This window comes from Ruegeria sp. CE8 (assembly GCF_056537465.1).
Genome location: NZ_JBQFRP010000002.1, coordinates 475,855 through 493,612 on the forward strand (window position 1 = coordinate 475,855; position 17,758 = coordinate 493,612).

The 17,758-nt window shown below is 57.9% G+C and carries 17 protein-coding genes; 12 read left to right on the plus strand and 5 right to left on the minus strand.

Going from position 1 to position 17,758, the window contains the following annotated elements; all coding sequences use genetic code 11:
- Nucleotides 1–11: 11 nt before the first annotated feature.
- Nucleotides 12–1,532 (minus strand): trimethylamine methyltransferase family protein, encoded by a 1,521-nt coding sequence (locus ACR0AA_RS05290; protein ID WP_480662071.1) that lies wholly within the window; start codon nt 1,530–1,532, stop codon nt 12–14.
- A gap of 93 nt (nt 1,533–1,625) precedes the next feature.
- Here ACR0AA_RS05290 and ACR0AA_RS05295 point away from each other — a divergent pair, with 93 nt between their 5' ends.
- Nucleotides 1,626–2,525 (plus strand): LysR substrate-binding domain-containing protein, encoded by a 900-nt coding sequence (locus ACR0AA_RS05295; protein ID WP_480662069.1) that lies wholly within the window; start codon nt 1,626–1,628, stop codon nt 2,523–2,525.
- Between the two features lie 76 nt (nt 2,526–2,601).
- On the opposite strand, the gene ACR0AA_RS05300 is transcribed toward ACR0AA_RS05295, so the two are convergent.
- Both ACR0AA_RS05300 and ACR0AA_RS05305 read right to left on the minus strand, forming a co-directional pair.
- The gene (locus ACR0AA_RS05300) at nt 2,602–2,952 is read right to left on the minus strand and encodes a DUF1428 domain-containing protein (RefSeq protein WP_480755582.1); all 351 of its coding nucleotides are present in this window, start codon (nt 2,950–2,952) and stop codon (nt 2,602–2,604) included.
- Nucleotides 2,953–3,096: 144 nt separating this feature from the next.
- A complete protein-coding gene (locus tag ACR0AA_RS05305) occupies nt 3,097–3,624 on the minus strand; it encodes a ZrgA family zinc uptake protein (RefSeq protein WP_480662065.1) in 528 nt (175 codons plus the stop codon).
- 244 nt (nt 3,625–3,868) lie between these two features.
- Between ACR0AA_RS05305 and ACR0AA_RS05310 the strand changes: the two genes are divergently transcribed.
- The 10 genes from ACR0AA_RS05310 to speB all read left to right on the plus strand — a co-directional run bounded on the left by ACR0AA_RS05310 (nt 3,869) and on the right by speB (nt 14,940).
- On the plus strand, nt 3,869–5,140 hold the full coding sequence (locus ACR0AA_RS05310) for an imelysin family protein (RefSeq protein WP_480662063.1): 1,272 nt from the start codon (nt 3,869–3,871) through the stop codon (nt 5,138–5,140).
- Between the two features lie 131 nt (nt 5,141–5,271).
- A complete protein-coding gene (locus ACR0AA_RS05315; RefSeq protein ID WP_480755585.1) occupies nt 5,272–5,565 on the plus strand; it encodes a (2Fe-2S)-binding protein in 294 nt (97 codons plus the stop codon).
- Nucleotides 5,513–5,998: a bacterioferritin gene (gene bfr / locus ACR0AA_RS05320; RefSeq protein WP_480662059.1), complete on the plus strand. Its 486-nt coding sequence runs from the start codon at nt 5,513–5,515 to the stop codon at nt 5,996–5,998. The genes ACR0AA_RS05315 and bfr overlap by 53 nt, the downstream gene beginning before the upstream one ends.
- Nucleotides 5,970–7,505 carry a di-heme oxidoreductase family protein gene (locus tag ACR0AA_RS05325; protein WP_480662864.1) on the plus strand — a complete coding sequence of 512 codons (1,536 nt, stop codon included), beginning with the start codon at nt 5,970–5,972 and terminating at the stop codon, nt 7,503–7,505. The genes bfr and ACR0AA_RS05325 overlap by 29 nt, the downstream gene beginning before the upstream one ends.
- Before the next feature lie 3 nt (nt 7,506–7,508).
- On the plus strand, nt 7,509–8,519 hold the full coding sequence (locus tag ACR0AA_RS05330; protein ID WP_480755587.1) for an imelysin family protein: 1,011 nt from the start codon (nt 7,509–7,511) through the stop codon (nt 8,517–8,519).
- 3 nt (nt 8,520–8,522) lie between these two features.
- Nucleotides 8,523–9,608, plus strand: coding sequence for a DUF1513 domain-containing protein (locus tag ACR0AA_RS05335; protein WP_480755589.1), 1,086 nt, complete (start codon nt 8,523–8,525; stop codon nt 9,606–9,608).
- Between the two features lie 99 nt (nt 9,609–9,707).
- Nucleotides 9,708–11,597 (plus strand): biosynthetic arginine decarboxylase, encoded by a 1,890-nt coding sequence (gene speA / locus ACR0AA_RS05340; protein ID WP_480662053.1) that lies wholly within the window; start codon nt 9,708–9,710, stop codon nt 11,595–11,597.
- Between the two features lie 25 nt (nt 11,598–11,622).
- Complete coding sequence (locus ACR0AA_RS05345) at nt 11,623–12,846, plus strand: saccharopine dehydrogenase family protein (RefSeq protein ID WP_480755592.1); 1,224 nt, start codon at nt 11,623–11,625, stop codon at nt 12,844–12,846.
- 85 nt (nt 12,847–12,931) lie between these two features.
- The gene (nspC, locus tag ACR0AA_RS05350) at nt 12,932–14,101 is read left to right on the plus strand and encodes a carboxynorspermidine decarboxylase (RefSeq protein WP_480662049.1); all 1,170 of its coding nucleotides are present in this window, start codon (nt 12,932–12,934) and stop codon (nt 14,099–14,101) included.
- Nucleotides 14,098–14,940 carry an agmatinase gene (gene speB, locus ACR0AA_RS05355; protein WP_480662047.1) on the plus strand — a complete coding sequence of 281 codons (843 nt, stop codon included), beginning with the start codon at nt 14,098–14,100 and terminating at the stop codon, nt 14,938–14,940. Before nspC ends, speB begins: the two co-directional genes overlap by 4 nt.
- On the opposite strand, the gene ACR0AA_RS05360 is transcribed toward speB, so the two are convergent.
- On the minus strand, nt 14,937–15,527 hold the full coding sequence (locus tag ACR0AA_RS05360) for an HD domain-containing protein (protein ID WP_480662045.1): 591 nt from the start codon (nt 15,525–15,527) through the stop codon (nt 14,937–14,939). The genes speB and ACR0AA_RS05360 overlap by 4 nt on opposite strands.
- 100 nt (nt 15,528–15,627) lie before the next feature.
- On the opposite strand from ACR0AA_RS05360, the gene ACR0AA_RS05365 reads away from it, so the two are divergent.
- Nucleotides 15,628–16,458 carry a LysR family transcriptional regulator gene (locus ACR0AA_RS05365; protein WP_480662043.1) on the plus strand — a complete coding sequence of 277 codons (831 nt, stop codon included), beginning with the start codon at nt 15,628–15,630 and terminating at the stop codon, nt 16,456–16,458.
- On the opposite strand, the gene lptF is transcribed toward ACR0AA_RS05365, so the two are convergent.
- Nucleotides 16,455–17,594: an LPS export ABC transporter permease LptF gene (gene lptF, locus ACR0AA_RS05370; RefSeq protein WP_480755593.1), complete on the minus strand. Its 1,140-nt coding sequence runs from the start codon at nt 17,592–17,594 to the stop codon at nt 16,455–16,457. The two genes, ACR0AA_RS05365 and lptF, sit on opposite strands and share 4 nt — an antisense overlap.
- Nucleotides 17,595–17,758 lie beyond the last annotated feature (164 nt).

Below are 17,758 nucleotides of genomic sequence, written 5' to 3' on the forward strand. Positions count from 1 at the left end.
GGATCGCCTTGTCAGTACCAAGCGTCCGGGATTTCTTCCTTTCGCCGTGCGACATAGGCCGCCAGTTCTTCCTTTTTGGCTTCGTCCATAGCTGGAGGCTGGTATTCCTTCAGCATTTCGTTCCAGCGCTCGTAGGCACGGCGGCGCATGTCCTTAGAACCTCCCTCTTCCCAGCTTTCGACATTCTCGCTGTCGCTGAGTTTCGGCTCATAGAACGCTGCCTGATAGTTTCGCATCGTGTGCGCGCAGCCGAGGAAATGACCGCCTGCGTCAACCTCGGTATAGGCATCGCGGGCGAAGGCTTCCTCGCTGGTATCGAGACCCTGACTCAGAACCTTCTGGTAAGACCCCAGCCGGTCTGCATCCATAATAAGCTTTTCAAACCCGGTGCAGAGGCCGCCCTCGAGCCATCCCGCAGAATGCAGGACGAAATTGGCCCCGGCAAGCATGGTCGAGTGCATCGAGTCGGCGGATTCATATGCGGCTTGCGCGTCCTCGATTTTGGAAGCCGTCAGCGATCCGCCACAGCGCAGCGGCAGACCAGCGCGACGCGCCAACTGACCAATTGCATAGTTCGACATCACAGGCTCGGGCATACCAAAAGTCGGCGCGCCGGATTTCAGCGACATGGAGGACAGGAAGTTGCCCAATACGAATGGCGCGCCGGGACGCAGCAGTTGTACATAGGCGCAGACCATCATCGCCTCAGCCATGGCTTGGGCGACGCTTGCGGCCGTACTGACCGGTCCCATGGCCCCCGACAGGATGAAAGGCACCACGATCATGCCCTGACCCCGGGTGGAATAGACCCGCGCGGCTTCGGTCACCACCCGATCCACCAACAAGGGCGAGTTGGTGTTGACGTTGCCCATAATGACGCAATTTTGCTCCATTACATCCGCGCCAAAGATTATTTCGGCCATCTCTACACTGTCCTGTGCGCGGCTCATCTCGGTGATCGCGCCCAGATGCGGCTTATCGCTGAGCGTCATGTGGGCGAACATCATGTCCAGATGCCGCTTGCTGACCGGAATGTCACAGGGTTCGCACGTGACGAAACCACCATGATGCAGGTTCGGATGCAGATAAGTCAGTTTGACCAGCTTCTGGAACGCATCCATGTCGCCGTATCGACGCCCGTCTTCAAGGTCGCGCACGAACGGAGCGCCATATACCGGAGCAAAAACCTGATTGCCGTCGCCAATGACAACGGACCGTTCTGGATTACGGGCCAATTGGGTGAATTTTTTCGGCGCCTTCGCGCACAGATCGCGAATCCACGCTGCATCGGCACGCACGATGTCACCTTCTATCCGCGCGCCCTCACGACGCCACAGCTCCAGCGCCTCGGGGTCGTCGCGAAACGCGATGCCAACGTCTTCGAAAATCCAGTCAACCTGGGCTTCGAGACGCTCCAGATCCTCTTCGTTCAACGGGTTGAAATAGCTCAGGCTCCGCTGGATGTACGGCGATGCCGGGGCTCCGGCAGCGGCGCTTTGGCGGTCGCGCGAGGCGCGGGCGCGTCTGGCCATGGGTGACTCCTCGATTCATTTGACCTGCACACTACCGCGTCGCGACAGGTTCGTGACGGTTGAAAAAGGTGATGATTTGGATAAACACAGATTATGCATCAGCTCTGGAAAACAATCTCATCATCGAAACATCTCGTATATTTTGAAGCCGCGGCGCGGCTTCAGTCGATTACACGTGCAGCCGATGAAATGAATGTGAAACAGCCAGCGGTCAGTGCCGCGATCAAACAGCTAGAGGCCTCGCTGAATGTGCAGCTGTTTCATCGTGAACACCGAAAGATTGTCCTGACGTCAGCCGGGTCAAAGCTGTATTCCGATGTGTCCCGCTCATTTGACCAGATACTGAACTCGGTCAATGCGGTTCGACAGTTCACCCAGAACGATCATGTAACGCTCAACGCGTCCTCGGCCTTCAACTTTTTCTGGATGATGCCAAAGCTACAGGAGTTCCACCAGTCGTTTCCCGATATCGACCTCAGACTTCAATCCAGCGACCGTGAACCCGATATTGTTGCCGAGAACATCAGTCTGGCCATTCGCCGCGGCAAAGGCACGTGGGAGGGCTGTAATTCTGCTCTGATTGCAAACGAGGTCTTGTGCCCCGTCGCCAGCCCGATTGAAGTAGAAAACAGAGGTCGCCCCAAAAGCGTTGAAGAGCTGTTACAGCACCGGTTGATTCACCTCGAAGAACCGACGCGCGAACGTCCGGGCTGGACCCATTGGTTCGAAAGCTTTGGTGTCACCAAGAAGCCTCCGGTTTCAGGGCTTCGGTTGAATGACTACGCGCTTGTGCTGCAGGCAACTCTGGCGGGGGAAGGGTATGCCCTGGGCTGGAGCCACCTCACGACCCCATTGGCCGAGCGTGGATTGCTGTCAGCCATGGAAGAATGGCGCTGGGAAACAGGTTATGGCTTCTATCTGGTCTGGTCCGACTACAAGCCCCTGGTCGACAACGCAAAACGGGTTCGCGACTGGATGCTCAGTAACGTCTGAACACCGTTAAAGGATGTGAACACAGAAATTCGCACGCCCCAGTAAGCCGAAACAGTGCCCGCCGTCGGCACCTAGGTTAAATATCCGCAAGAACCTCAAATCCGCCAAAAATAATTGTTTTTCCGTTGACGGGCACGTCGCTCATGTCACCCATCTCCGGGTCTTGCATTGCAGCGGCAAATCCCGCCTCTTGCGATGCCTGATCCGGCCATTCCTGCCAACCAGTGACCACCGTGTCATCCGCGCCAGCCTGCACAGCAAGCGGAAACGACGTTACCTCGCCGGGCGGAACAGATGCGCCCCAGGTTTCCACAACCCGCGTTGCGCCGTGTTTGCGAAAGATACGCGCCATCCGTTTCGCGTGCATCTCATATTCCGCTTTTTTTGCAGTCGGAACCGCCCCTGCATATGCCATGATCCAGGCCACTTAATCGCCCTCCAAAATAACAATCACGAACAATAGTAGCACAATAAGAGGTGTCGCCCTATGCGTGCGGAGGCAGCCTGTGTGGTCCGCCCACCTGACCCCTTACGCTGAACGCTCAACGCTTCGGCACAGGTGTTTGTTGCGTCACATGATTAAATCCGGCTGGTTGCGCGACACATCGTACGTGCGATTCTCGCCCGACCGGGCGATCCGAACGATCAACTTCTGTGAATTTTCAAAACGGTCGAAATAGGCAAACCGGATACTTGCCAACGCAGCCATATCCTGACACTGAATCTGGTAATCGGCCAAAAACTCACTGTGCTCTGCCTGATCGGCGGCCTGCCCGCTTGCGTCTTGCCCCAACCCTTCACCCGAAAGCGTGACATTGGCCGACGCAGTGAAACACCCCGCCTCCTCGGGCAGGACAAAAAGACCCAGGGGTTTGGAGAGATCGGATATTGCAACAGCAACCAGCGCGCGGTCTTCGTCTGTCTCTGCCGGCCCTCCAAATCCGATGATGTCGGCTGCAGGCACAGCGAGCGACAGGGAAAACGCCTCACCCGAAAACGCAATGTCCATATAGCCGGTGCCATGTACATGCGCCGGGCTTTGGGTCTGCGACAGGGCAAAAGCCGGGGTCAGGAACAAAGCGAAGATTGCGCATCTCATAAACAGGGCACCATCCAACTGGGAATCACGAAGTTCATTCTAATGTGTTTAAAACCCCGCGCAATCGCAGCAACGGTTCGTTTCCCCGCCAATTATGGGGATAGAGGATCATCGGATGGGTGCGCCATTTAATTCCGACAATAAAACTCAGGTTGACTTATCTGACTGTTTCACTCAGTTTTTGGCCGTACGCGTCGCCCAGCGACGCCTGTAAATTTGTTTCTGACAGGAAAGTGTCACCCCCATGACAAAATTTTTTGCTGCTACCAGCGCACTGACCCTGGGCATTGCGTCTGCAGCCTTTGCAGCTGATGCACCCACGAAAGCTGATGTTCTGACAACGTATGCGAATATTGCCGAAGCCAAGTACGACGACAGCCTGATCGCGGCAAAATCGCTGCAGGACGCAGTGAACGCTCTGATTGCAGGTCCCTCGGACGCAACGCTAAATGCTGCGCGCGCCGCCTGGATCACCGCGCGTGTACCCTATCAGCAGACCGAAGTTTATCGTTTCGGCAACGCGATCGTCGACGACTGGGAAGGCAAAGTGAACGCCTGGCCGCTGGACGAAGGCCTGATCGACTATGTGGATTCCTCCTATGGTGGGCCGACTGACGAAAACGAGTTCGCTGCGCTGAACGTCATCGCGAACCCCAGCTTCGAACTGTCGGGCCAAACCATCGACGCCAGCGAAATCACCCCTGAACTGCTGGGAGAAACGCTGCATGAAGCGGACGGAATCGAAGCGAACGTTGCCACCGGCTATCACGCAATCGAGTTCCTGCTGTGGGGCCAGGACATGAACGGCCATGGCGCAGGTGCCGGCAACCGTCCGTATACCGACTACGTGCAAGGCGACGGCTGCACCGGTGGCAACTGCGACCGCCGCGCGCAATATCTGAGCGCAGCCACCGAACTGCTAATCAGCGATCTGGAATGGATGGCCTCTCAGTGGGCAGAAGGTGGTGAGGCGCGCGCAGCCCTGAACGCGAACGAAGCCGCCGGCGTCAGCGCGATCCTGACCGGCATGGGCTCGCTGTCCTATGGCGAGCAAGCCGGAGAGCGTATGCGTCTTGGCCTGATGCTGAACGACCCGGAAGAAGAGCACGATTGTTTCTCGGACAACACGCATAACAGCCATTACTATGACGGTCTGGGCATTCAGAACGTTTACCTGGGCAGCTACACCCGCATCGACGGCACCCCGGTCAGCGGCGCATCGCTGTCTGATCTTGTCATCGCGACCGACCCGTCGCTGGATGCCGAGATGAAGGTCAAACTGGCCAACACCATGCAAGCTCTGGGTCGCCTGAAATCGACAGCCGAAGCCGGTTTCGCCTACGATCAGATGCTGGAGCGTGGCAACGAAGGCGGCAAAGTTCTGATCATGGGCGGCGTGGACGGCCTGGTCGATCAGACCAAGACCATCGAGCGCATCGTGGCCGCGCTGAAACTCGACCAGATCGATTTCGAAGGTTCGGACAGCTTGGATAACCCTGACGCGGTGTTCCAATAACCAAATCGCGGGAGGCGGCAGTTTCATGCCGCTTCCCGATCTTATGAGGGACATATTGATGTGTTGCCTCTAGACCTGCAGCAAATAACTTACTAATATGGTAAGATAAATTATTCCGAGCCCTGACTGCCATGATCGTATGCCACTGTACAAACATCTCTGATCACGACATCCGGTCCGCCATTGACTGGATGCGCGCGTCGGATCCCTACGCAGTCATCACTCCTGGTAAAATCTACCATGCCCTTGGAAAATCTGCAGATTGTGGCGGGTGCATGCCGCTTTTCCTAGACTCGATGCGGTCTAGCGATAAGTTGGAAGTCCCGATGCAGCTTCGTGCATTGCGCAGCGAAGCAACACAGGAGGATGCAGATGAAGGGCGACCAAAAGGTCATAGAATATCTCAACAAATCACTGCGGCATGAACTGACGGCCGTCAGTCAGTATTGGCTGCATTATCGCCTGCAGGAGGATTGGGGCCTTGGTCACATGGCCAAGAAAAGCCGCGAAGAATCCATCGAGGAAATGCAGCACGCGGACAAACTGATCGAGCGGATCATCTTTCTGGGTGGGCATCCGAACCTTCAACAGCTTGACCCTTTGCGCATCGGGCAAACGCCGAAAGAGTCGCTGGAATGTGATCTCGCGGCTGAGATCGATGCACGCGCCCTGTACAAGGAAGCCCGCGAATACTGCCAGAGCGCCGGAGACTACGTCACTATGTCTCTGTTTGAGGGATTGCTGGCGGATGAGGAAGGCCATATCGATTTTCTGGAAACGCAGCTCGACCTGCACGAAAGGATTGGCGAAGCCAATTATGCGCAACTCAATGCATCGAAAATGGACGAAGGCGAGTAAGCTCGTTCTTATTCCGGTGGCCGTCTTGACGGCCACCCAATCTCTGTCAGCAGAGCTGCAGGATCTTCATCTCAATTACATTCCCAGAACCGAAGACGAAAACGCCCGCATCGCCGGTGCAACTGCAGCGCCCAAGGATTTCGGCGCGCCGCAACCGTTCGAGGAATTGCCCGCCGGGGCTGCCACCGTCCGTGCACGCACCGATGCCGATGCGTTTTCGCAGCCGTCGGGCAATCTGACTTTCGAGCAGGAATTGGATTTCAGGGTCGGCAACGGGCTATTCAAGAAAATCTGGGTATCGTCCCCGGCTTCGACGCTGGCTTCGGATGGATTGGGGCCGCTCTATAACGCCCGGTCTTGCCAGCGCTGTCATATCAAGGACGGCCGCGGGCACACGCCGAACGGTCCCGACGACAACGCAGTATCGATGTTCCTGCGGGTCTCTGTCCCCGGTGCCACCGAAGACGGTTATCCTGAGATCAAGGACTATATCGCGACCTTGCCCGAACCGAATTACGGCGGCCAGATGCAGGATCTGGCGCTGCCCGGTCACCCGGCAGAATACCGTTTGGACATCACTTATGAGGACGTTCCAGTAACCCTGTCGGATGGGGAAACTGTTACGCTTCGCCGCCCGGCATATGAGGCTGCTAATCTGGGTTATGGCCCATTGCACCCGGACGCCATGCTCAGCCCACGTGTTGCACCGCAGATGATCGGTCTGGGGTTACTCGAAGCGATTCCGGTCGAGGATCTGCTGGCAAACGCCGACCCGGAGGATGAAAACGGCGACGGGATTTCCGGCCGCCCGAACATTGTCTGGGCAATTGAATACGACGCGCCGATGATGGGCCGGTTCGGCCATAAGGCAGGTATGCCCACAGTGATGGAGCAATCCGCTGCAGCCTTTGCCGGTGACATTGGCATTTCCAGCCCGCTGTACCCGGCAGGTCACGGCGATTGCACCGACGCACAGGTGGATTGCGTGAACGCGCCGCATGGTGATGGTGACGTGCGGGAATTCGAAATCGATCAGGTCGGCTTGGACCTCGTCGCATTTTACAGCCGCAATCTGGGTGTCCCAGCACGGCGCGATGTGGATGACCCACAGGTGTTGCGCGGCAAGCAGGTGTTTCATGAGACCGGATGCGCATCCTGCCATACGCCTGCTTTTGTAACCCACCGCCTGGAAGATCGGCCCGAGCAAAGCTTCCAATTGATCTGGCCCTATTCGGACCTGTTGCTGCACGACTTGGGCGAAGAGCTGGCCGACAACCGCCCCGAGGCGCGCGCGACAGGTCGCGAATGGCGCACCGCTCCGCTTTGGGGGATTGGGATGACCGAACAAGTGTCAGGACATACGCAATTCCTGCACGACGGTCGCGCGCGGTCGTTGCTTGAAGCGATCCTGTGGCATGGCGGCGAAGCGCAAGTGGCACGCGACACGGTCGTTTCGATGCCAAAGCCCGACCGCGATGCCCTTGTTCGCTTTTTGGAGAGCCTCTGACCCATGCGTATCTTCGCTTTTGCTCTGGCCTTGTCGCTTCCCCTTTGCGCCCACGCCCAGGATCGGACGCCAATCCTGGCCGACACGGTCGAGGCGCATATCCTGCCCGGGTACGCGGCACTATCAGACGCAACCGGCGCGCTGACACAAGCGGCGCAGGCGGGTTGCGACCCCAACTCGACCCAACTTCGGGAAGCGTACAACGCCGCCTTTGATGACTGGATTTCCGTCAGCCATCTGCGTTTCGGGCCTTCCGAGGCGGAGGACCGTGCCTTTGCACTGGCTTTCTGGCCCGACTCCAAAGAGTTCACGCCCAAGGCCCTGTCGAGATTGATCACAGACGAAGACTCGACCGTCCAATCATCTGTTTCCTTTGCGGAAACCTCCGTAGCCGGTCGCGGATTTTTCGCGCTGGAACTGATGCTTTACGATCCACGGTTTTCAGGTCAGGGCAATGCAGAATATCGCTGTGCCCTGATCCAAGCAATTGCTGCGGATATCGACGGCAATGCCCGCGCAATCGACTCTGACTGGGCAGACTATGCAGCGGCATTAATGAACCCGGGCGACGGCAGCCCCTATCGGTCGGAAGACGAAGCCATGCAGGAGCTCTACAAAGCCCTGATGACCGGTCTGGAGTTCACTGCAGAAACCCGCCTCGGCCGCCCGATGGGGACCTTCGACCGCCCGCGACCCAAGCGCGCCGAGGCACGTCGTTCAGAACGCTCGCTGCGCCATGTTGAGCTGTCGCTGATTTCTCTGCGAGATCTTGCGGCACGCCTGTCGGTGGATCACCCTGAAATCGCTGCCGATCTGGACAGCGCATTCGCCTCGGCCATAGACCGTGCCCAAGCGCTGGAAGATCCTGCATTTGCCGGTGTGACCACGCCGCAGGGACGGTTCCGCGTCGAGGCGCTGCAGCAATCGATCAACGACATCCATGCGATCGGCGCGACCGAACTTGGCCCTAAGCTGGGCATCAGCGCCGGTTTCAACTCTTTGGACGGAGATTGAACCGTGACCAGCCGACGACAATTTCTTGCAGGATTGGCTGCCGCTAGCCTTGCGCCTGTGCGCGGTTGGGCATCGGTCGGAGCGCCGGATTTTCTGGCCGCCGCGCTGTTTCCCGACGGTAGTTATCGTCTGGTTGGGCTAACCGCAGGCGGAGATACTCTGTTCTCATTGCCACTGCCGGCCCGTGGTCACGCCGCAGCCGCGCATCCTCATCGTGCGCAGGCGGTCACCTTTGCGCGCCGCCCCGGAACCTTTGCCATCGTCATCGACTGCGCGTCGGGGAAGAAAACCGCACGATTGGCAGCGCCCGAAGGTCGCCACTTCTATGGTCATGGCGTTTTCTCGCGCGATGGATCCCGACTTTTCACCACCGAAAACGATTACGAGGCCGGTCAGGGCGTGATCGGCATCTGGGATGCCAACAGCTATTCCAGACTTGGCGAGTTCTCTTCGGGCGGGGTCGGACCGCATGACATGCGCCTTATGCCCGACGGTCAAACTCTGGTCGTTGCAAACGGCGGGATCGAGACCCATCCGGAAACCGGTCGGACCAAGCTGAATCTGCCGGTGATGCAACCTCGCCTGACCTACCTTGATCTGTCAGGTGCGGTTTTAGAGCAGATAGAACTGCCAAATGCCCTGCACAAAAACTCGATCCGCCATCTGGCCGTGCGGCCGGACGGGCTGGTCGGCCTTGCGATGCAGTGGCAAGGAGACAAGTCGAAATACCCTCCCCTGCTGGGGCTGCACCGTCGCGGTGAGGAAGCCCGATTGCTAAGCGCGCCCGATACCGACCAAAGCACGCTGCAGGGGTATGCGGGCAGCATCGCCTTTTCCGGCGATGGCGAAACCGTTGCAATCACCTGCCCGCGCGGCAATGCCCTGCATCGGTTCCGCGTTGCTGATGGCCAGCTTGATGGTGTTTTCAATTTCGACGACGTCTGCGGCCTTTGCACTGGGAAGAACGGGTTTGTGTTTACGACGGGCATCGGTTTGATCGGAGTGTTAGCAGCCAATACAGCCAGGATCTTGACCCAGTCTGATTGCCAATGGGACAACCATCTGATCCCAATTCGCACGTCCACATAAATTCGGCAAATCCCGCCGCATAGATTACACTTGGAAGAATCAAAATGCTGCCGTATTGGCGGGCGCGAAACTGGCACCCTATTGCAAGGACAGACTTGATTGAAACACACGCCCGACGCACCGCATTCCATCTACGGGGTTGAGAAATGGGGCAAAGGCCTCATCGAGGTGACGGAGCAGGGCGAGATCGGTCTGCGCAACCCTCTGGTGCCCGAAGCGGCGGCGATCAGCCTGCCGGGAATTCTGACCGACTTGGACGACCGGGGCATCAAAGCACCAATGGTTTTGCGCGTGTCGTCTTATCTGGAACATGAGATCGCGCATCTGAACGTGAGTTTTCGCGAAGCAATTGCACGCGTAGGCTATAAGGGCAGCTATCGCGGCGTCTTCCCGATCAAAGTGAACCAGCAGGCGCAGGTTGTGGACCGGATTGTCGAATTCGGCAAGAAGTACAACTACGGGCTCGAGGCTGGATCCAAGCCTGAATTGGTGGTCGCACTGGCGCACCGTCTTGCCAGCGAGGCGCTGATCGTATGCAACGGCGTCAAGGATGCCGAGTTCATTCAGTTGGCGATCCTGTCCCGCAAGATCGGCTTCAACACCGTCATTGTTCTGGAAAGCCCGAAAGAGGCTGACACGGTGATCGAGGTCTATAACGAGCTGGGCATCGAACCCCTGATTGGTGTGCGGGTCAAACTGACCAACCAGATCAGCGGCAAGTGGGAAGAAAGCTCGGGCGATCGATCCGCATTTGGCATGAACACCGATCAACTGGTCGCCACTGTGGACAAGCTGCGCGACGCGGGCCTTCTGCATTGCCTGAAGCTGCAGCATTCGCATCTGGGCTCTCAGGTGCAGGACGTCAACGATGTGCGCCGTGCCGTCGGTGAAGCCTGCCGTTACTACACCGAGCTGACCCGCGAGGGCGTGCCGCTGACTCATCTGGATCTCGGCGGCGGCATGGGTGTCGACTATACGGGCGAGAAGAGGGCTGCCGAAAACTCGATCAACTATACGGTCGAAGAGTATTGCGCCAACGTCGTGGAAACCGTGGCCTACGCGATGGACGAGGCCGAAGTCGACCACCCGACGCTGGTCACGGAAAGTGGCCGCGCTGTGGTCGCCACGTCTTCGATGCTGGTCTTCAACGTGCTGGAAAGCACTTTGTACGATGCGCCCAACGGACCCGAGGTCGAAGCCGACGACCACCATTTGGTCTCGGACCTGGCGGCCGTGCACGGTTACCTCAGCAGCGACCGCCTACAGGAATGTTGGAACGACGCCACCTTCTATCGCAACGAATTGCGTGCCATGTTCCGCCGCGGCTATGTCGACCTGCGCCAGATGGCCCGGGCTGAACGAATTTACCTTTCACTGATGGCCCGCCTCAAGGCGCTGGCCGCAAGCGATGATCTGGAGACGGATGTAGACGACCAGCTAGAGAAAGTGGCCGACATCTACCACTGCAATTTCTCGCTGTTCCAATCCCTGCCCGATGTCTGGGCCATCGATCAGCTGCACCCTATCGTACCGCTGCAAGGCTTGAACCAGGCCCCGGACCGCCGCGCAGTTCTGTCCGACATCACCTGCGACAGTGACGGCAAGATCGACCGGTTCATTCTGGCCGATGGCGTCTCGCCCAGTCTGCCGGTGCATTCGCTGCCTGAAGAAGACGAATACTACATGGGCGTCTTCTTCGTCGGCGCCTATCAGGAAACGCTGGGCGATCTGCATAACCTGTTCGGAGATACCAATGTCGTCACCATCGACCTGCGTGCCGACGGAGGCTTCGACCTGCTGCACGAACAGGAAGGCGACACCATCTCCGAAGTTCTGTCCTATGTCGAGTTTGACCCGCAGGACTGCGTCGCGGCCTTTCGCAAAATGGTGGACGAGGCGATTTCGACCGGTACTCTGAAAGCCAAAGACCGCAAAACCCTGATGAGCGCCTATCGCGACTCGATCAACGGCTACACCTATTACGAATAACCCCCTGTGAGAGGAGATCACCCCCATGGGTTCATTTACTGGCAAAACACTGGTTGTCGGAGCGGGCGGCGTTTCGCACGCAGCCGTGCACAAGATGGCAATGAATTCGGATATCTTTACCGAAATCACTCTGGCCAGCCGGACGAAATCGAAATGCGACGCCATCGCCAAATCGGTGAAAGAGCGTGTGGGCGTTGATATCGCTACAGCCGAGTTGGACGCCTACAAAGTCGAAGACACCGTCAAGCTGATCAAGGACACCGGGGCCGAAATTCTTGTGAACCTCGCCCTGCCCTATCAGGATCTGGTGCTGATGGACGCGTGCCTTGAGGCCGGTATCCACTATCTCGACACCGCGAACTACGAACCTGAGGATGAGGCCAAGTTCGAATACCACTGGCAATGGGCTTATCAGGACAAGTTCAAAGAGGCCGGCCTGACCGCCATCCTCGGCTCGGGTTTCGATCCGGGTGTTACATCCGTCTTCGCCAAATGGCTGAAGAAGCACAAGCTGGAGACCATCCGCCAGATCGACGTTCTGGATGCTAATGGCGGCTCGAACGATCAGGAATTTGCCACCAACTTCAACCCGGAGATCAACCTGCGCGAAGTGCTGGCCGAAGTGCGCCACTGGGAAGGTGGCGAGTGGAAACACTCCCCCGCCATGACCCATAAGGTCGAGTTCGACTTCCCCGCCATCGGCCCCAAAAACATGTACCTGATGTATCACGAGGAACTGGAGTCGCTCTCGACCCACTTCTCCGAAATCGAGCGCGCCCGTTTCTGGATGACTTTTGGCGACGCTTACATCACCCACGCCAAAGTGCTGGAAAATGTCGGCATGACCCGCATCGATCCGGTGATGCACGACGGCAAGGAAATCATCCCGATCCAGTTCCTGAAAACCCTATTGCCTGATCCCGGCGATCTGGGCGCGGAAACCAAAGGCAAAGCCTGCATCGGCGATATCGCCACGGGTCAGGCCAAGGATGGCTCGGGCGAGAAGACCTATTACATCTACAACATCTGCGACCACGAAGAATGCTACCGCGAAGTCGGCAGCCAGGCTGTCAGCTACACCACCGGCGTCCCGGCCATGATCGGCGCTGCACAGGTTCTGAAAGGCAACTGGACCGAGCCAGGCGTGTGGAACATGGAGCAACTCGACCCCGATGACTTCATGGACATGCTGAACGAACATGGTCTGCCGTGGCAGGTCCACGAACTCGACGGCCCCGTCGAATTCTGATCCGTTTTAGCTTCATCTGGCTACAAATATCCCGGGGGTCCGGGGGCAGTGCCCCCGGCCCCTCCTTAATACGGAGACGCCGGTTATGTCCGACATGATGACCACACAGGCTGGCGACGCCGGAGCCTTTCGCAGATTTGATCTGAGCCGCGTGCCGAGCCCATGCTTCGTGGTCGATGAAAAGGCTGTCGAACGCAACCTGACGATCCTTGCTGACATCGGCGCCCGGTCCGGTGCGCATGTGCTCAGTGCCCTCAAGGCGTTCTCGATGTTCTCGCTGGCCCCGCTGGTCCGCCAGCACCTCGACGGCACCTGCGCCAGCGGCATCTACGAGGCGCGTCTGGGCCGTGAGGAATACGGCGGCGAGGTCGCAACTTTCTGCGCCGGGTACAAAGATACCGACATGGACGAAATCCTGTCGCTGTCGGACCATATCATCTTCAACTCTCCGGCCCAGAAGGATCGCTTTCTGGCCAAAGCCCGGGCTGCTGGCGTACAGGTCGGTCTGCGGATCAATCCGGAACATTCCGAGGGCGAGGTCGCGAAATACGACCCTTGCGCGCCCTGCTCGCGTCTGGGTATGCCGGTCAGCCAACTGACCGCCGAGACCTTGACCGGCGTTAACGGTCTGCACATGCACACACTCTGCGAACAGGGTTTTGAGCCACTGCAGCGCACGTGGAAGGCCGTCGAGCCAAAACTCAAACCCTTCCTCGGCCAGCTCAAATGGCTGAACTTTGGGGGCGGTCATCACATCACCCGCGACGATTACGACCGCGACGGACTGGTAGCCTTCATCAAATCCATCCGCGAGACATACGGCCTCGACATCTATCTCGAACCCGGTGAGGCGGTAGCGCTGGACGCGGGTATTCTGGTGGGCGAAATCCTCGACCTGCCGACTAATGACATGAACCTCGCGATCACCGACATCTCGGCCACCTGCCACATGCCCGATGTGATCGAAGCCCCTTATCGACCCGCCCTTATGGACGAAGCCGAGGAAGGTCACACCTACCGTCTGGGCGGGCCGTCCTGTCTGGCGGGCGATGTGATCGGCGACTACACGTGGGACAGGCCGCTGGAAATCGGCCAGCGCTTTGCCTTCCTCGATCAGGCGCATTACTCGATGGTCAAGACCAACACGTTCAACGGCGTTCCCCTGCCCACAATCGCGCTATGGAACAGCGAAACGGACGAACTGAAGATCATCAAACAGTTCGGCTATGACGACTTTAAGGACCGACTCTCATGAGTATTTTTCTCGACAGTGAACTGACCGCATCCGAGCGCACCGAGGACGCTCGATTCCGCGTGATCCCGGTGCCGCTGGAACGCACCGTGTCCTATGGCTCGGGCACCGCCAAAGGCCCCGAAGCGATTATAGAGGCCAGCAACGAACTGGAACGCATTACCGGCCATGCCGAACCTTGTGTCGAGGGTATTTTCACCGAAGACCCCATCGATTGCGACGCCTCGCTGGCCGAGATCATGGACCGCCTGTCCCAGCGCACCGAAGCCGCCGTTCGGGCGGGCAAAATACCGGTCACTCTGGGTGGAGAGCATTCGCTCAGCTACGGCGCCGTCATGGGAGTGACGCGCGCATTGGGGCAACCCATCGGGATCGTCCAAGTCGATGCACATGCCGACCTGCGCAACGCTTATCAGGGCGAGAAACACAGCCACGCCTCGGTCATGCATTTGCTGGCAGAAGAAGGGATCAAACTGGCCCAATTCGGTGTGCGCGCATTTTCTACGGAAGAAGCGAAGAGCCGCCTGAAAAACCACGTGTTCCACGTGGATGCCGAAGAATTGGTGACGGGCAATATCCACGCTGTTGACCTGCCCGAGGATTTCCCCGAGCTGGTCTATGTCAGCTTTGACGTCGACGGGCTGGACCCCTCGCAAATGCCTGCCACCGGCACACCTGTTCCCGGCGGACTGGGCTATTATCAAGCGCTGCGGTTGGTGGAACACGCGCTGCAGCACCGCAAATGCGTGGGTTTTGACGTTGTTGAGCTTGCCCCGGACGGCAACGCCGCCTGGGACTTTACCGCAGCTCAAATCGTCTATCGCCTGATGGCGGCCTGCTAACCCTCGGACGTTTCGTTCAGTTCCATGTGGCCCTCGCCCTTGTTCAGAACGCGGCGCAGCATGGGCTCGAAAAACTCCAGCGGCTTGGTCGGATATTCCGGGTCAAATGCCTTCTGATCGTACTCATGGCAGAAATAGCGGCAGTCCTCCCAATACGGGCTGTCGCGGTACTTGTCGCGGGCGTTGCGATCGCCGCCGAGATGGTGGTTGTAGTAATAGCCCTGGAACACGCAGTGATGCTTGAGAATCCAATAGGTTTTCTCGCTGACATAGGGCTTCATCATCGCTGCGGACAGCTCCCCATGGTTGTAGGGTGACAGGATATCGCCGGTGTCGTGGATCAGCGCCGCGACCACCAGTTCCTCATCCGCACCGTCCTCATAAGCGCGCGTCGCGGCCTGCAGGCTGTGCTGGTAGCGGTTCACGGGATAAGGCGTCCACTCCTCGTCGAGCGACCGGATGGCATCCAGAATACGGTCCGGCAGCGCGGCGTTATACGCCTCTTCATAGTCCATGACAGCATCCCAGTCGGCCTTGGTTGCCTCTTCAAAACTGGTCCAGGTTGGTTTGTGGCTTTTGTCCAGCATGGTGTTTCCTCTGGCTGATCTGCTGGTCCCAACTTAGCCCAAGGTTGGCGTTCAAAAAAACGAATTGATTTTATCGGTCTGATCAAAAAATACTTTCGCTATGCAGATCAAAGCGCTCGAAACATTTCTCTGCGTTGCGGAAACCGGCGGGTTCCACGCCGCTGCGCGCAGGCTCAACGTGACCCAGACGGCCGTCAGCGCACGTATCAAGCTGATTGAAAAGGAAACCGGAAAACCCCTATTTACCCGGGGTGCGGGAGGCACCAACCTGACGGACTTCGGCCGACAGTTTCGGCCCTATGCCGAGCAGATGATATCGCTGTGGTCCTTTGCCTCTCGGGATCTGCCGGACCAAACTCGGCACAGAATCGCACTGCGGCTAGGCGCACAGCTGAGTGTGTGGGATCCCTTGCTCGTTGACTTGGCTGTCCGGTACGAACAGCACCTTGGCCAATTGTTGCTTACCCTCAACTATGATCACGACCTCAATATGGTCGAGGCCGTCGCAACACATGTACTGGATGCCGCGCTCACACACGAAAAACCCTCAGATCAACGTGTTCTGTTTCAAGAACTGGTGTCGGAACGCTTAATGTTGGTCGAGACACCGCACACGCCTGAGGATCCGGTTTTCGTTAATCTGGAACTGGGCGAAATCTATCAGGACCACGTGCGATCAACGGCGCAAAAAGCCTCGGGGCAGACGGTCTTTCTGGGCAACTGCATGATGGCCCTGCGTTATGTTCTGCAACGCGGTGGGACAGGCTATTTTCCCGAATATGTCATTCGGGATCAGTTGAGCGCGGGGCAATTGACTCCGGTCGCCGGGGCGCTGGACCTGATGTTGCCGCTTTACCTTGTGACCAGACGGGACAGCGACGCCTTTGAAGACGTGAAGACGTGCCTGACCGATCTTCGGCAGTCCAATTAGGCCTGGGATAAGGCTCCATTCTCCCCCCGGGATCGGGCGCGTATCAATGGCCGCCCGGCGATCAGCAGGAATACGCATGAGATCAGGATGCCGATAATGGCTGGCAAATAGAGCAGAATCCACAGTTTCGGGTCTTCGATAACAACCGGCGAAACAAAGCCTCGGACACCTTCGAGCAAGACCAGAATCGTGAAAGCTCCGAATATCTGCGGCCACAGACCGAAGCGCGAAAAGCTGCCCAGCATCAGTGTCGAAAACCCGGCCATCGCCACGGCGACACAGATCGTGATCCACGAGAAACGCTGATGCAGTTCCTCGATCAATTCCCCTTTCGAAAACTGTTCGGACGCTAAAATGGCATTGCGGCTTTGCAACAGCTCTAACGTCGGGATCGCACCGATACTGCGGGCGGTCATGGTATCCGAGCTTGTGAGCTCGGAGATATCGTAGGATGCATCCTCGAACAGGGTCGAAGACAGCGTGCGGCCCTGCTGATCCAGACGCAGCGCGATCCCATCGACCATCACCAGATGAATGCCGCTACCATTGTTGACCAGATAAGCCGTCTTACTGGAATAACTGACCGGGCTTTCCTCAACACGGCGGTCCGAGACAAAAACCTCGGACAGTGTACCGTCCAGATCGATCTTACCGATGTAAACCGTGACCCCTTGCGCTGGGTGGAGGAATTCGCCCTCATTCAAAAGTTGAGCGGTAACGTCTCCGGCCACTTCGGCCTGACGTATTTCCAACTGTTCAACTGATGCAGGGTGCAGGAAAACGCTGATGGCCGCCATCATCAGACCCGTCACGATACCGAACAGGAACACGGCACGGCCCAGCCTCCATGGGCTGGTTCCGGTGGCCAGCATCACCGTCATCTCGCTTTCGCGGCTGAGACGGTTGGTTGCATAGACGGCAGCGGCGAACACGGCCATCGGCATCACGGTTCTGATCAGGGTGGGAAGGGTCAGCGCCGTAAATTCCAGAAACACGATCGCCGACTGACCGCCGCTGATCACACGGTCAAACAGGCTGACGGAACGGGTAATCCAGAACACGCCGACAAGAACCAGAGTGAAGAAGCCGAACAGAATCAGCAATTGCCGCAGGAAATAACCATCAAAGCGCGACATGAATCCTCTTCCGCCTGTCTGTAGTGGGCTGGACCATAGGCCATTCCCAAGGCGTAGGAAACCGGGATTGACCGAATTGCGCGGTTCCGAACCCACATCTTATCTGAACCAACGTTAATTTCTCCGACAGGCAAGGTTCAGCACGGACACCAATCTGAACATCA